Here is a 15,006-nt window from a genome sequence, read left to right on the forward strand (position 1 = left end):
TGTCCATTGCTGGACACCTTTTTGTTTTAATAGATGTAGGGCGGCTAGATGCTAAGTACAATAACTGTGCTAGTATTCTATCACAATATGATCGTCCCAATGTTCATTCTTCACGATCTGAAAACCCAAATTCCCATTGGCAGTCTCCAGCAATTTGCCCTTAAACTGTATTTGAACATTATTTCGGATTTCGCTTCCCAGTTCAAATGTACGCAGTAGTTGGCCGTCTTTGAAAACTCGAAACTGATACCGAATAGCCTTGTTATCGAGATAATAGCCCATAAATTGGTTGAACGAAAAACTTTGATCAGCTACCGTAAAATGTGGGACAACCGTCAATACACTTTTATCGAACTGATCACTACTTCGCGTCATAAAAGGATAATAATGAAATACAGGATGAAGTTGCTCCACCTGAATACTATCAATTGCGCTCAGATCTTCGCTGTCTGTAAAGGTCAACTTGACCTCACTGTAGATCCGGTTTAACTTCAGTACCCGCTCTAGCGCCCCCTTAACCTCAAAGGTATCCCGACCTGCAAACAACTCCGCAGATTGTTCAGAAAAAGCATTCGTAGCATAAAAGTGTTCAAAATCCACAGCCTCTGCCATAATCAGCGGCAATGTTGAATTTTTAGCAATCAGACTCAGGTAATAGGTTCCATTCGGCAATTCAACATCGAAAGTTTCCTGCGAATTAAGTACGCCCGATTTGATCATGGCCTTCGATTTTGCATCGAACACATGGTAATAAAACTTACTTGGTAAAGCCTGCGGCTTTACTTGCCCATAAATCATCACGTTATCCATCTTAAAGGTACCCGTCGTTGGACTGTAGCCCACTCCACCGTCTCTGCTCCCGGCAAATAATGAGATTTTCAACCAAAGCTCTTTGCTGTTGCCAAGCGAAATATTTGCCAACGATGTACTTATTGGAATTTTAGCTGAAAGTTGCACATTCGGGGGATACCTGATTGTGTCCGAGAGCACTGAAAAACTATTTCCCATATCCAGGGAATAGCTCAACATGAGCGCCCTTGGTCCTGTACTCGAACTATTGCAATCAAACGTCCAGCTGCCTAAGGATTGAATACCTTTGGTTGGGATTTTAATTAGGATCTCTTTCCCGCCCTTAAAACTTATGGCTTTTCCCGTTGCAGGCCAACCGCCCAAAAAATCATAGTCTGTCTTTTCATTGTTGTAATCGATCAAAACAGCGGCATCGAGTGCAACTTCTGGAACGGTGTTGCTATTATCAAACGTCCAGTGGTACAGCAATTCGTTTTCGGAAGCAGCTCTGCTTAACGCAGCTCGTTTTGCCGTGGTTGATTGTTTTTTTAGAGGAGTAACAATCGCTTCAAAATCCTTGACTTTGAATTTTACCGCATGAATTGTTTCATCGTTTTCATCGGGAAGTTTTGCATGCTTTTTGCACGAAGGCATTGCGGCTAAAACCAGGATGAATACACATGAAAGAATTCCCCAAGTTGACTTGGATTTTCTTTTCATAAATATAAATGATTTATAAGTTAATTAACCGGCAGATTAAAATTAACTTATAAATCATTTCACTCCAATAGTGTAACTAAAAAATTACAATCGTTTTCTCGCTTTTACAAGTGGTCTCTTTATCTATTTTTTGAACGTATATCTTTCCAGAAGAGGTTGTTAATTTCATTTTGAGCACATTATTCACCCCTGTTGGACGTACATACTCGCCATTAAATTCGTCCCATTCATAGATCGGATTACCTTCTTCATTCAACCAGATATAGTTATAACGCGCATCGCCTTTATCCTTTACTGTCAATTGCACTGTGTTTTTCTTCTTGTCTATTTTAACCTGAATATTCTTTGGCTTATCAATTTTGTCCAATATATTGATGTAAACTTTTGTTTTCTCGGAAACCCGGTCATCCCAAATACCACGGACGAGGTATACTTTTGATTCCACAATATTTTGTAAAAAAATATTATTGCCCGTCTCTTCCCAAAACCCTGTGGCGGCATCATACCAGCGATATTCAAGTCCGGCAATAGGATGCTTTACTGTAAGCACCTGAGCACCACCATAACAGGTTTCCAATGTATCGCCCCATGTGGTCGATGGCTTCGCTAAATCAAGCAATTTTACCTGATTAAATGTCCATACAACCGAGTCTCGATGGTTGACATAGGATGGATTACGTAATAGATTTGTCGTATCTTGAATCATCACCTTCAACGTATTCGCTCCAACGCCTAGCATTCCCGGATCGAGGTAAACCGAATCAATGTCGGTCGCAATTGTTTGATCATTCAACAACCAGGACATTTTAAAGGTGTTCGGGGAAGGTTTTGCTAGACGTAGCGAAAACTTCTGAACACTATCTAAGGTAATCGGCTTATCGAGGGCAGGTTTTACCTGAATAAATGGACTTGACTTCTTCTTGATGGAAGCAACAAATTGCTCTTGACAAACGGGACAAAATGGAGCTACCAGGTATTGCATTTTACAATATTCATGTGGTCTAAACCAGTTAGAGGGCGAACCTTTACCACCATAAGAATAAATACCAACTCCGTCTTTTCCAAGCCAGTATTTCCAGGGGACCTGCTTTGCATCTGCCGATTGTGAGCGGTTTGCAGACTCAATAGCATATTGATTCCCAGCCCAATACTCATCCGCAAGCTGGGCAAAGGAATGTCCAATTTCGTGCACCGCGATGTCATTGCTCTTAAAATTAACAGTAGAAGTTGCCCATTTTCCTCCTGAACCACCATAAAATGGGGAATTGACCAACACAACGACCTGTGTATAATTTGGGGTATGCATTTTCAATACCTCTTCAATACGATCATTTTTCTGAGGTACAACCAAACGATGTAAACCACCATTGTCAAAGCTGCTTCCAAAAATCGTGTTCGGATGAGCAATCGGAACAGCATGATCCCGTGTAAACTTATTGTAACGTGGGGGATATTTACTCAGATCGGTTTCACCATGTACACAGTCACCCGCTTTGCAGTCGTGCACTGCACCAGATTCCTCGGAGATCGTACGAATAGCAAACACATTAAAAAAACTGCTGTATTGCTTGAAGGGTTCGATCGAGAAAAAATAGTTGGTAAACTGCTTGGCATCGGCAGCGTAATCATCCAGCTGTGCTTTGGTGTAACCGTCCCCCAAAATGACCAGATTGACAATATGCTTATCCGTTCCTTGGTATTGCAATGTATCAATCTTAAAAAGAGAAGATTGGGCCCGGAGCTGCAGCGCAGATATACATAAAACTATGAGTGCAATAAATAGATTTTTATTCATCGAATGGTTATCGTTAGAACTCAAAAATACCATTTTAGCACCTGCTATTTTTAAATTTTATTGACGAGTCTTTCTCCGATATTGTCAACAAAACCATTCTTCCGATTTCCGCGGAGGGGAGCCTACCAAAAATCAACGGGATGACGATCCTGCCATAGCTCGGAAATCTCCATAGACTATTCCATTAAACGGCATAGTAACATCCGCCAAACAGCCTAGTCGCGCATACGATGTTCCTGCACATATTCACTCGGCGAAAGTTTGGTTATTTTCTTGAACACCCGATTGAAATTGACAACATTGTTAAACCCTGTTTTAAAAGCGATATTAGAAACACTTTCCGAAGATTCGTCAATCAACATTTTACAGGCACGTTCAATCCGGATTTCATTGAGGAAGGTAACATAGGTTTTCCGGGTATGTTTCTTAAAATACTTGCAAAATGCGTGTGGCGTCATGTGTGCTACCGCAGCTATATCTTCCAAGGAAATTTTGTCTCCAAAATGCTGGAAAGTATATTGGAATATTTCATTGATTCGCAATCCTTCGGCATCTGAGAACTTCTTTTGTGGAATACCTGTATACAGCGAAGTCCATTGATCTACTTTTTTACTTAAAAAATTAATCAGCTTCACAAACGAGAGGAGACGATCTATGCCCGCACTCACGTTAATCTGTACAAATTTTTCTTTCAACGCGACAGAGTGCTCCGCATCCAATTTTTTACTGACGTTGATATGTTCCAGGAAATACTTGACATCATCGAATTCAGGAAAATCCAGAAAGGGTTTAAAATGTTCGTAGTCGAAAAAAATATGGATGGCATGAATGCCATCCCCTATATCTTCCCCCGTTTTGAACATATGCGGTTCATCCGCATCAACGATATAGATTTCGTCCTCTTCAAAACTATGTGTAAAGTTGCCAATCATAAAGGTTCCCCGCCCTTTCAGGATGTAGGTCAACTGAATTTCCTTGTGTCGGTGATAGTTGCTATAGAATGACGGCAGAATGTCTTCCTGCACACAAATAGATCCTTGGTAAACAACCGGAACTGTAAATTGAACGACTTTCATTACGTATTGAAATAACAAATATTAAACAGTTAATTCAAATGTAAGATTTTTTAAGACAATAATCGTTAATTTTTAGTAAGAAATTCCTTTACCTTCCCTAAAAACTGAGGCATTGCTGGATCCTCACCACTCAAGGATAAAATTTGGAAGGTCTGCGGATTTATCCATAGATAACTTGGCGTACGATCTATACCAAAATCATTTTCCATCGTTGCTTGGTCGTTATAATTCAAAAAATAGCTCTGCTTGCCTAGGGCGAGCTCTTTACTTGATTTGATCCATTTATCCAAATCCTTATCCAGCGAAAAATAGATAACCCTTACCCCCATAGCGTTCAACTGAGATTCTTTTTTCCGTAACATCACTATATCTGCCTTGCTATTTGTATTGGAAGTTCTCCAAAACGCGGCAATCAGCATTTTAGCTTTTGAAATATCCTTTAAATTCAAACTATCCCGCTCTACATTCATCGGGCTAATAGCAGGAAATACAGGCATATTTTCATAGAAGTCTTTCACCCTATCGACCTTTTCGCGGGCAAATTTAAAATAAGGATGCTTCTGCAAATCCGTATTAAAACTCAGCAATGCCGCATCGAATTTTTTATAATTCGTCTGATCCAAGGAGATGTATTTAAAAAAATAAGGCAATACTAAGGATGAACGGTGGGTACTATCGAGAATAAAATCGGCGTATAGTATGCGTGGATTAAATGCGGCATTGCCGCTTAAGCGCTGTATTTCATCCACTGCTTTTTCATAGGAACCATCATTTCTTGCAGCCATCGAAGGCAACTGGCTCTCCAACTGCCTTACCCGTTGGCTTTTATTTGCCGTTCTATTTTTTTCCTCCTCCTCACGCTGTTTGTAGTTCGCATTGAACTGTATGAAATCCTTGGCATTCTGCGAAGAGGTTGTCAAGGTAAACTTGCCCTGATTTTCACTCAAATCATAGTCACTCCCGCCTTCGACAAATAATGTATAGGCCTCCATACCCTTTATCTGAATATCATAAAATCCGGCCATGGCTAGTTCGCCTTCCAAAACAAATTGCCCATTGGCAACCGGCGTTTTTACAAATTGCTGCAGTTTATTATCGTGATCGACGAGGCTCACCTGAGTCCCGTCCGCGGCAGTGGTTTTTCCAGTTATCTTATAGCTAAAGCTATTCAACAAGGCGGCTGTCTTCGCCGATTCGGACTTTTGGGTACAGGCTGTCGTCCCCAAGGCCAGCACAGAAATCAAGCAAAAATATTTAACGAACTTCATAATCTTTATAGTTTCCGTTTTCAAATAGACGAAGCTTTCCTTTTTTACCTTTAATCTGCAAGGCGGAAACCTTTCCATTTTCCCATTTGATGTCTACGGTATAGTTTCCACGGGTTTTAAGTCCCTTAACTTCACCCTTTGACCAGGCTTTGGGTAGAGCAGGTAATAGATGGATATAACCATTGTGACTCTGTATCAACATCTCGGCAATGCCGGCTGCGCCGCCGAAGTTTCCGTCTATCTGAAAAGGCGGATGCGCACAGAACAAATTAGGGTAGGTACCTGCCCCGACTCCCTGATAGGTTGTTTCATTGGTAAAAGCGGGTTTAAGCAACTGCCTTAGAATTTCGAGTGCATGATCACCATCCTGTAATCTCGCCCAAAACAATATTTTCCAGGCTCTAGACCAGCCGGTTCCTTCATCGCCACGTACAGCTAAAGTCTTACGTGCTGCGTCAGCCCATTCAGGTGTTGTCTGTGGCGAGATAAATGCCGCGGGATACAGACCATATAAATGTGATACATGTCGATGTTTAGGTTCAACTTCCTGATAGTCCTCTAGCCATTCCATCACGCGCCCCGATGGGCTAACGACTACCGGCGGAGGGATATCCTTCAGCTTCGCTTTCAAGGCGCCGGCAAAACTATCGTTCGTCGCAAGGATAGAATCAGCTTTGATCACCGCCTGGTATAACTCCCGTACGATCTGGTTATCAATAGTAGGTCCCATTACAACCGCAGCAACTTTTCCATTGGCCATTCGGAAAGCATTTTCCGGCGACACCGACGGTGAAGTGACCCACCATCCTGTTTTAGGGTCCTGAACCAATGTATGATCGTAAAACTCAGCCGCTCCTTTGAGTATCGGATAAATCTCTTTGAGGTAATCTTTATCCTCCGTGAACAGATAATGTTCCCAGAGATGGTTACATAGCCAGCCCGATGCCGTACTGGCTCCCCAGGAAGCCTGCTCACCCGGAGCGGAATAGCCCCAGATATTCGTCATCATATAGACCACCCAACCCGGTGCGTTATAGTAAGCCTTTGCTGTCTGCTCGCCAGTTTTTGCAATCCGCTTTATCATTTCAATAAAAGGCTTATGATATTCGCTCAGGTTATTGACCTCCACGCCCCAATGATTCATCTGTGCATTGATATTGAGATGATAGTCACCATTCCAAGGTGTATTGATCTGATTAGCCCATAGTCCCTGCAGATTTGGCGGCAGAGAATTTGTATTTTTAGGAGCAGCACTTGAAATATTCAAATACCTTCCATACTGATAATAAATCGTGGCCAGATCAGGGTCCTGAACTGGATTTTTATAGAAATTGGCAATCCGTTCATTAGTAGGGATAGCGTTATTCGCCGTATTTCCAAACAAATTAAGAATTACCCGATTAAAGATTTTTTGATAGGCAGCAAGATGGTTTTTATATATTTTCTGTTCGTCAGCAGTTTTTGCTGCTGCAACAGCCGCTTTGACAACAGGTAAAGGATCCTTCCCATAATAGGAAGTACTTGCTGAGAAATAGACCGTGAGACCACCTTTTGCAGACAGCTCTAAGGTTTTATCCTTTTTGCTGATCTGCAGATTTTTACCTTTAACCTGAATTAATCCAACGAATTTCAGATTTTTACCTCCCTTTCCATCAGGCAAAGACCCCTCGATCAGAATCCCATCGTCCAACAAGGTATAACGGTCAATATTTTCCTGGCGCTGAAATGATATACCTAACTGCTGTACCTCATCTTTATGTTGACTCAATTGGATAACACCTACATTATTGTCAAAAGAAGTATAATAACGACGTTGGACCTGTTGTCCGTTGATCTTGAATGAAGTTTGTGCCGAGGCCGTCGCTAAGTCCAAGGAACGCTTGTAATCTTGGATCGTTCCAGCGGGCAATTTATAATCCAGCAAAAGGTCGCCGAATAGCTGATAACAGCCATAGGGAACCTTTGCACCATTACCAAAACCGGACCCCTTGCCTTTGGTCACAAAAGTTTCATTGACCAGTTTTTCGGCTTCATCATTTTTACCTGCTTTAAGCAGTGCCTGAATAGCTTCAACATTTTTGTAGGCTTCATAATTATTGGGATCTTCTGGACTGCCCGACCACATACTGATCTCGTTGAGCACGATCTTTTCCTGACTAGGATTTCCATCTGGCATCATGCCGATGAGTCCGTTTCCTAATGGCAGAGTTTCTTCCCAAACCTTAGCGGGCTTATTATACCAAAGTACGAGTGGATTTTGTTGGGCAAAAAGCAACGTGGTATGACATATACATACCACGATAAACATTAAAAATTTATTTGCCATACAATTCAAGTTCCGCTATGGCTAATTCATTGCCGTCGATAAATTGTTTTGGTTCAAATTTGATAAACTTGGTTGCGTTGTTTGTATCAAAAAACACCTGTTGCAAAATTGGATTTGCCTTAATATTGGAAAACTCGCCCTCTTTAACAAGGGTCCATGTTTTCCCGTCGGTACTGGTTGAGATTTTATAATGTGTTGGTGTCCCTATGTTCTTTCCATCCTGACGAGGAAGGAAGCCGATACCAGAAACAGGTTTTTCTGTAGCGACAACGATTACACCTTGATCGGCAACAGTCGCAAAAGTACTTGGTTTTCCGTCAGATATATAAGCATTATTATTAGATCTACCTGTCGAAATCTTAAATCCGGTCAGCTTTTTCACCTCTTTGGTATTAAATGCAAAGGGCTCGTTATACTCCTTGAACAATCCAAAATCACTGAGCGTAATCGCTACAGGAGCATAAACATGAAGACGTAATTTACTTGCAGTTTGAGGTTGCTCGAGTTTGATGAGTCGGTTTGCGCCGATACTTGTTGCTTTGGCCAAAGGCTTCCAGCTGTTATTTTCCCAACGTTCAATCGAAACACTATCGATACGTTGTCCCAACTTAATATTCTCTCTCAACTGAATAAGATCGAACTTCGCTGGGGATTTTAATTTTATTTCCAATGTTGCCGATGTTTTGGAATCGTCTGTTGCCCAATAGCTATAGCGATCATTATCGGTAATAAATGAAGTCCCATAGGATTTTGAATCACCATTACGGACATTGGATGCCGTGATGGTTGCTCCCTTAGCCAGATTTGTACGGAAAGTTTCCTTCACTTTTTTTCCAAAAGCCTGCAGCGACGTCACATCATTCTCATGTAATGTACCAGAAGGCATCGGTGCTAAGCCAAGATTCATGCATGCTCCTCTTCCAACGGATTTTAAATAGATCTCAAAAAGCTGATTTGGTGTTTTTACACGACTATCTTGTTCTTCATGATAAAACCATCCCGGACGTTGCGGCACGTCACATTCAGCAGGTATCCAATATTTACCATTACGGTCGCCTGTTTCGGCATTATGTGATTCTGTTGCTCCAGGTACAGCGACTTTTCCATTTAAGCCAATCGGCGTAAATGTTGCCCATGATGTTTCGGCAGCAAATCCTTTTTCATTACCCACCCAACGCATATCGGGACCGATATCTGAGAAAATAACGGCTTCAGGCTGTAATTTACGCACGATAGGCCAGGTTTTTTCATGCCACTCATAGTAAGTTGTTCGATCAATAATACGCTTCCCTTCATGGCCACCATAAAAGCCATCACCTCCATTTGCTCCGTCATGCCAGGATGTAAACAAAGGGCCATAATTGCTCATCAATTCAGTCAGCTGCTGTCTGTAGGCTTCAGCATAGGCCGGAGTACCATAACGTTCATCGTGACGATCCCAAGCAGAAAGATATACACCAAATTTCATCCCATTTCGATGGGTCGCTTGCATAAAATCTTCAACCATATCACCTTTTCCATTTTCCCATGGTGAAGAAGCGATACTATAGGATGTTGTCTTGGTTGGCCACAAACAAAATCCGTCATGGTGCTTCGCTACACTAATTAGGCCCCTGAAACCTCCTGCTGCAGCTGCCTTAGCAATTTGATTTGCATCAAAAGCCGAAGGATTAAACAACGAGGGCTGTGCATCACCATAACCCCACTCCTTATTTTGGAAAGTTGTCGGCGTATAATGAATCAAACAATACGTTTCCATCTCTTGCCACTTTAATTGACGCTCGGTTGGCAGAGCCCCGTAAGCTTTTAAAGTATCTGATTTGGCTACAGGCCCGCTGGAAAGTAAAATGGAGGATAACAAGATTGTCAACATAGTCTATATTTATGTTCTAGAAAATTAGGTTGTAAAGCTCTAAGATAAGAAGTTTTGCAAAATGCTGTATGTAACATTTGCGTACAAAACCGACCGATGCTCAGCTCCAATAGGATTTATCCCTAGGTCAAATCGTATTCTTTGTTCAAATCAATCGATTGATTAAAACAAGAATTCCAATTTATCAATGGTACTGTTTACAGCCAATTATTTAACTTTTCGTATACCGGCATAAGCGATTTTTTATCTTCAACACCAAAGAAAAACATGCTGTACCTCGATTGATATGCTATATCAACACAAAACTGTTCTTTTTTCACCCTAATTTCCCCAAAAATCTGATTCTTTCGCTTGTCGTTCAAACAAAAATCATCCATCCGTTATTAATAGAGGATAAAGTAGTTAACAGCATTCGACTAGATGCTCCATTGGTCTATACTTGAGATTGGCATGATAATTATAAGTATAGGGCAGAAAAAGGAATGTTTTTTCTGAAAGTGTCTGTCTTTATTGACCAAAAAGAACCTTCAGGTTGTTTTCATGGTTTTTGATGCTGAAGAAATAATGAAAGTTTTATATTATTAAAAATGATTATGAGAGGAAATTTAATGATTTTAGCGGTTGCATTGGCGTTTTCAACAATCGCATGTAACACAACGGGAAAAAAAACTGAGGCAACAGGTAGCGGCGACACTGCGACTACGGTTCAAAAACCAAGCACATTGGACAATTCGTCTTTGGAAGGCACCTGGGAACTTAAATCCCTGACCACACCAGAAACTGCAGGAAAACAACTTAAGGATTTATTTAAGGACAAAATTCCAACACTGACTTTCAACACAAAAGACCACAAAGTAGATGGTAACAACGGTTGTAATGGTATTGGTGGAACCTACGAAAGCGAAAAAGGCAATTCGATCAAAATCGGAGATAAATTGATTTCAACCATGATGCACTGTGAGAACGCAGCTTACAACGAATTTATGAATGGTCTAAAGTCAACGACAAACTTTGATGTACGAGATAATGAATTGACATTTATTTCTGGAGATATCGTCGTGATGCAATTCGTCAAAAAATAAGTTAATCTTATGATAAAAGAGAGGCCGGTACATGTACCGGCCTCTCTTCTTTAAGAAATTATTATCTTCTATCCTCTTTGTATTTACAGTTTTTTTGTTTTACGAAAGTTTAAAAATTTTATACGATGATGGAACACTAATTGAAAAGCTTCTCATCCCAGCTCTTCTCGTCAAAAAAACTACGCTCGCCAATTACAGAAACAGATATTGTAGTTTTCCTTCGATAATTGTTTGTCGACAAGGCGCGGGGAAGAAACTCTTCCAACACCATAAATCCTTTGATCTTATTAGGCTTGGTATCATAGTCACGAAATATCTGAACAGATTTAAAAGCTGAATTAGGATAACTTACAACGAGGCTATCTAGGTTCTTCGCTGAATTAAAATAGAATGTTTTTTGGGACCTGAGCTGCTCGTCGACGTAGCTGTACTCCCCTTTTAGCAAATCACCTATGTATTGATAAGAATATACTCGGGTATGGGTACCTTCTTCAAAAATTTTACGTTCGACAATTTTGCCTCCCTCAAATAATAACTCCTGCCTGTCTGAAAATATAAGTTCTTTATTAAAACTCTTTTTTTCAAGTATCATCCGATTTCCGTTTACACGAACGTCCCAGTACACCTTATCCGTAAAAAAGGGGACAAATCCGTTCGCGGTAGGTATCTCTAAAAATCCCCCTATAATGCGATCCAATTGTTTTCCGCGATAACTCAGTTTCATTTCGTTCACATTAGACATAAATGATTCAGCGGTAGATGACTGCAAATAAAGGATCGGAATTTCCTTTGGCCTTTGCCCTAAGTCCATTTCTCCTTCCTTTGAACAGGAAAAGCAAAGCACTAGGATTATAGTACAAGGCAAAAGCCATATTTTTTTCATAAAATGGGTTATTTCATTGCTAATTATACAAATATAAAATTTTCATCTCGTACCTTTACACATCATGAAACAAGATCAATCTAAAATCATACGTGAACAGGTCGATCGTTCAGCACTTCGCGAACATTCGACTCCTTTATACCTTACATCAAGTTTTATCTTCGACAGCGCTGAACAAGGTCGGGCGGTCTTTGCTGGCGAAGAGGATGCAATGATTTATTCCCGCTATGCTAATCCAAATACTTCAGAATTCATCAACAAAGTTTGTATTCTTGAAGGTGCAGAAGCAGGATTGTCTTTTGCATCAGGTATGGCAGCAGTATTTGCCTCCTTTGCAGGAATTATCGAAAGTGGAGACCATATCGTTTCTTCACGTGCAATATTCGGCTCTACACATCAGTTATTTACGGAACTTTTCCCACGTTGGGGTGTTACAACAACTTACGTAGACGCAGCTAATCCGGAAGAATGGGAAAAAGCAATCCAGCCGAATACGAAAATCATCTTTTTAGAATCACCATCCAACCCAGGTCTGGAATTGGTTGATTTGGAATGGTTGGGTAAATTCAAGGAGAAATATCCTCATATCATTCTGTCGATCGACAACTGCTTTGCCACACCTTATCTTCAGAAACCGATTCAATATGGATTTGACCTGGTCATCCATTCGGCGACCAAATATATGGATGGACAGGGCCGTGTTTTGGGTGGAATTGTTGTCGGAAAACAAGAACTTATCGATAAATTGATGTTCTTTATCCGTCATACAGGCCCGGCGCTATCCCCATTCAATGCCTGGATCATATCAAAAAGTTTAGACACGTTGGGCATCCGTATGGACCGCCATTGTTCTAACGCATTGGCTTTGGCCGAGGCATTGGAAAATCATGCGGAAATTGAGGATGTAAAATATCCATTTTTACCAAGCCATCCACAATATGAGCTGGCCAAGAAACAAATGAAAGCTGGTGGCGGTATTGTAACCTTTGTTGTCAAAGGTGGTTTTGAGCGAGCAAAAGCCTTTGTGGATCATTTGGAAATGATTTTATATACCTCTAACTTAGGAGATTCAAGATCAATCGCAACGCATCCAGCCTCCACCACACACTCAAAGTTATCGGAAGATGAACGCCTGAACTTAGGTATCAGACCAGGCAGCATCCGTCTGTCGGTGGGTTTGGAAGATCAACAAGATATCATCAACGACATCTTGCAGGCTCTGGAGAAAACAAAATAACAACAAGAAGACATATTAAATAAAAAAGCCTTTGCATAAAACAAAGGCTTTTTTATTCGCTCACATCCTTCTTAATTCAACGATGCGATCGCTGCGGCATAGTTTGGCTCGTCAGCAATTTCTGCAACTTGCTCTTCATACAACACTTTTCCAGTCTCATCCAATGTAATGACAACACGGCTCAACAAACCCGCCAAAGGTCCGTCCGCAATAGCCAATTGATAAGCATCTGAAAAGTTTGAATCTTTATACTCTGATAATGTCACTACATTATTTAAACCTTCTGCTGCACAAAAACGACCTTGTGCAAAAGGTAGGTCTTTCGATATACATAACACTACAGTATTATCCAACTGCGATGCTTCTTTATTAAATGCACGTACGGAAGCGGCACAAGTTCCGGTATCTACACTAGGAAAAATATTTAATACAATTTTTTTTCCCTTGAAGTCTACTAGAGACTTATCGGAAAGATCGCCTGCAGTTAATTTAAAATCAGGAGCTTGCTCGCCAACCTGTGGTAAACTGCCTTTCGTGTTTACTGGATTGCCTTTAAAAGTGATTGTAGCCATATAATATGATCGTTTAATTTTTAGTAACCTTGCACTTAAAGGTACGAGCAAAAAAAATATTACACAACATTTATTAATTTTAGTCAAACATTTATTATGTTAGCATTGTATTTGATAGAGGAATGTTAACCAAACAATAAACACTAGTATGAAGAAACTACTATTCTCAATACTTTGTGCAAGTCCGTCACTCTTGTTTGCACAAGGATCACAAGTGAATCTACAAAGTCCCAAGGCAGTGGGAATGGGAGGAGCAGGCTCTGCTTACTTTTTAGATGAATCTTCCATTTTCTATAGCCCGGGTGCCTTAGCAAAAATGGACCATAATGCTATTTCCGTTGCCGGTAATGCCGTGATGTACAAGTCTGCATTTCAAGAGGTTGGAAGTACAGTTGTTTATCATACTAGAAATCAGATTTCAACTCCTTTCTCATTATTTGCCGCATTCGGTCCTAAAAACTCCTGGTGGAAAGCCGGTATTGGAGTCTACACACCTTATGGTGGAGCTGTCGATTGGGGGAAAGATTGGGTTGGTAAATTCAGTTTGGTCAGCCTTTCGCTACGTGCAATCTATATTCAGCCCACATTAAGTTTCAAACTAACTGAAAATTTTAGTGTTGGTGGTGGTTTTGTATACAACATTGGTACCGTAGACCTCGAAAATTCTGTTCCCGTATTCTATCCGGATGGTCACGCCGGATTGGCAACCCTAAAAGGAACTGGAACTGGAACGGGGTATAACGTGGGTATTCATTATAACTTAGAAGACGAATTTGCAATATCGGTAAGTTACCGCTCTAAAGTCGTCACCAAACTTAAAAATGGGGATGCAAATTTTGACGTACCTGAATCCGTCGCAAGCAACTTCCCTGCGGGCAACAAATTCAGTGCTGAATTACCGCTGCCATCCACATTTGCAGTGGGAATGGCCTTCCCTATTTCGGAGAAATTGAAGATGGCTATTGATGCCACACTCATCAACTACGACATTTATAAGTCCCTGGACTTCGATTACAAGGAAAATACGCCTGTATTACAGGATACGCATTCACCAAAAAAATATGATAAAGCAGGATCTGTCAAAGCAGGATTGGAGTATATTGCTTCCGACTGCCTACAATTACGTATAGGTGGCGGTGTGATCGCAACACCGGTGCAACAGAGTGCCTATGTCTATCCGGAGACACCAGATAACACCAGGTACTTGATATCTGGGGGTTTTACCGTAAAACCGTCACCGAAAATTGACGTCACAGGTTCTTTTGCATACCAACGCATTGTGGCTCGCCAGTCAACCAACGTTGAGAGTCATCTTTCGGGTACTTATGCGACAAATATTTTTGCTCCTGGTATCGGTGTAAGCTATAAATGGTAATTAACAGCCA

The 15,006-nt window shown here is 40.9% G+C and carries 11 protein-coding genes; 3 read left to right on the forward strand and 8 right to left on the reverse strand.

What is annotated here, in order from left to right; genetic code table 11:
- Positions 1 to 69: 69 nt before the first annotated feature.
- The 6 genes from M2419_RS17220 to M2419_RS17245 form a co-directional block, all read right to left on the reverse strand.
- Positions 70 to 1,509, reverse strand: a complete 1,440-nt coding sequence (locus M2419_RS17220) for a hypothetical protein (RefSeq protein WP_153844296.1) — start codon at positions 1,507 to 1,509, stop codon at positions 70 to 72.
- A gap of 76 nt (positions 1,510 to 1,585) precedes the next feature.
- A complete protein-coding gene (locus tag M2419_RS17225; protein WP_153844297.1) occupies positions 1,586 to 3,304 on the reverse strand; it encodes a M64 family metallopeptidase in 1,719 nt (572 codons plus the stop codon).
- A 215-nt stretch (positions 3,305 to 3,519) separates the two neighbouring features.
- Positions 3,520 to 4,380: an AraC family transcriptional regulator gene (locus M2419_RS17230; protein WP_153844298.1), complete on the reverse strand. Its 861-nt coding sequence runs from the start codon at positions 4,378 to 4,380 to the stop codon at positions 3,520 to 3,522.
- 65 nt (positions 4,381 to 4,445) lie between these two features.
- A complete protein-coding gene (locus tag M2419_RS17235; RefSeq protein ID WP_153844299.1) occupies positions 4,446 to 5,648 on the reverse strand; it encodes a DUF4369 domain-containing protein in 1,203 nt (400 codons plus the stop codon).
- On the reverse strand, positions 5,635 to 7,974 hold the full coding sequence (locus tag M2419_RS17240) for a glycoside hydrolase family 95 protein (RefSeq protein WP_259255451.1): 2,340 nt from the start codon (positions 7,972 to 7,974) through the stop codon (positions 5,635 to 5,637). Before M2419_RS17240 ends, M2419_RS17235 begins: the two co-directional genes overlap by 14 nt.
- Entirely contained in the window at positions 7,964 to 9,847 is a 1,884-nt protein-coding gene (locus M2419_RS17245) for an alpha-L-fucosidase (RefSeq protein WP_259255452.1), read from the reverse strand. The genes M2419_RS17240 and M2419_RS17245 overlap by 11 nt, the downstream gene beginning before the upstream one ends.
- A gap of 593 nt (positions 9,848 to 10,440) precedes the next feature.
- On the opposite strand from M2419_RS17245, the gene M2419_RS17250 reads away from it, so the two are divergent.
- Entirely contained in the window at positions 10,441 to 10,929 is a 489-nt protein-coding gene (locus M2419_RS17250; RefSeq protein WP_259255453.1) for an META domain-containing protein, read from the forward strand.
- A gap of 136 nt (positions 10,930 to 11,065) precedes the next feature.
- Here the strand turns inward: M2419_RS17250 and M2419_RS17255 are convergent, their stop codons facing one another.
- Positions 11,066 to 11,740 (reverse strand): hypothetical protein, encoded by a 675-nt coding sequence (locus M2419_RS17255; protein WP_153844303.1) that lies wholly within the window; start codon positions 11,738 to 11,740, stop codon positions 11,066 to 11,068.
- Between the two features lie 136 nt (positions 11,741 to 11,876).
- Between M2419_RS17255 and M2419_RS17260 the strand changes: the two genes are divergently transcribed.
- Positions 11,877 to 13,049, forward strand: a complete 1,173-nt coding sequence (locus tag M2419_RS17260; RefSeq protein WP_153844304.1) for a PLP-dependent aspartate aminotransferase family protein — start codon at positions 11,877 to 11,879, stop codon at positions 13,047 to 13,049.
- Between the two features lie 71 nt (positions 13,050 to 13,120).
- Here M2419_RS17260 and tpx read toward each other — a convergent pair whose 3' ends face one another.
- Entirely contained in the window at positions 13,121 to 13,621 is a 501-nt protein-coding gene (gene tpx, locus M2419_RS17265) for a thiol peroxidase (protein ID WP_120335038.1), read from the reverse strand.
- A gap of 148 nt (positions 13,622 to 13,769) precedes the next feature.
- Here tpx and M2419_RS17270 point away from each other — a divergent pair, with 148 nt between their 5' ends.
- Positions 13,770 to 14,996, forward strand: coding sequence for an OmpP1/FadL family transporter (locus tag M2419_RS17270; RefSeq protein ID WP_153844305.1), 1,227 nt, complete (start codon positions 13,770 to 13,772; stop codon positions 14,994 to 14,996).
- The last annotated feature ends 10 nt before the right edge of the window (positions 14,997 to 15,006 follow it).

This window comes from Sphingobacterium sp. BIGb0116, from assembly GCF_024808035.1.
In the GTDB taxonomy this organism is placed as follows: Bacteria; Bacteroidota; Bacteroidia; order Sphingobacteriales; family Sphingobacteriaceae; genus Sphingobacterium; species Sphingobacterium paramultivorum.

Coding starts and splice junctions, on each gene's coding strand:
- M2419_RS17225 (WP_153844297.1), bottom strand. CDS start 3,304: ATGAATAAAAATCTATTTATTGCACTCATAGTTTTATGTATATCTGCG.
- M2419_RS17255 (WP_153844303.1), bottom strand. CDS start 11,740: ATGGACTTAGGGCAAAGGCCAAAGGAAATTCCGATCCTTTATTTGCAG.
- M2419_RS17230 (WP_153844298.1), bottom strand. CDS start 4,380: ATGAAAGTCGTTCAATTTACAGTTCCGGTTGTTTACCAAGGATCTATT.
- M2419_RS17245 (WP_259255452.1), bottom strand. CDS start 9,847: ATGTTGACAATCTTGTTATCCTCCATTTTACTTTCCAGCGGGCCTGTA.
- M2419_RS17250 (WP_259255453.1), top strand. CDS start 10,441: ATGAGAGGAAATTTAATGATTTTAGCGGTTGCATTGGCGTTTTCAACA.
- tpx (WP_120335038.1), bottom strand. CDS start 13,621: ATGGCTACAATCACTTTTAAAGGCAATCCAGTAAACACGAAAGGCAGT.
- M2419_RS17270 (WP_153844305.1), top strand. CDS start 13,770: ATGAAGAAACTACTATTCTCAATACTTTGTGCAAGTCCGTCACTCTTG.
- M2419_RS17220 (WP_153844296.1), bottom strand. CDS start 1,509: ATGAAAAGAAAATCCAAGTCAACTTGGGGAATTCTTTCATGTGTATTC.
- M2419_RS17235 (WP_153844299.1), bottom strand. CDS start 5,648: ATGAAGTTCGTTAAATATTTTTGCTTGATTTCTGTGCTGGCCTTGGGG.
- M2419_RS17260 (WP_153844304.1), top strand. CDS start 11,877: ATGAAACAAGATCAATCTAAAATCATACGTGAACAGGTCGATCGTTCA.
- M2419_RS17240 (WP_259255451.1), bottom strand. CDS start 7,974: ATGGCAAATAAATTTTTAATGTTTATCGTGGTATGTATATGTCATACC.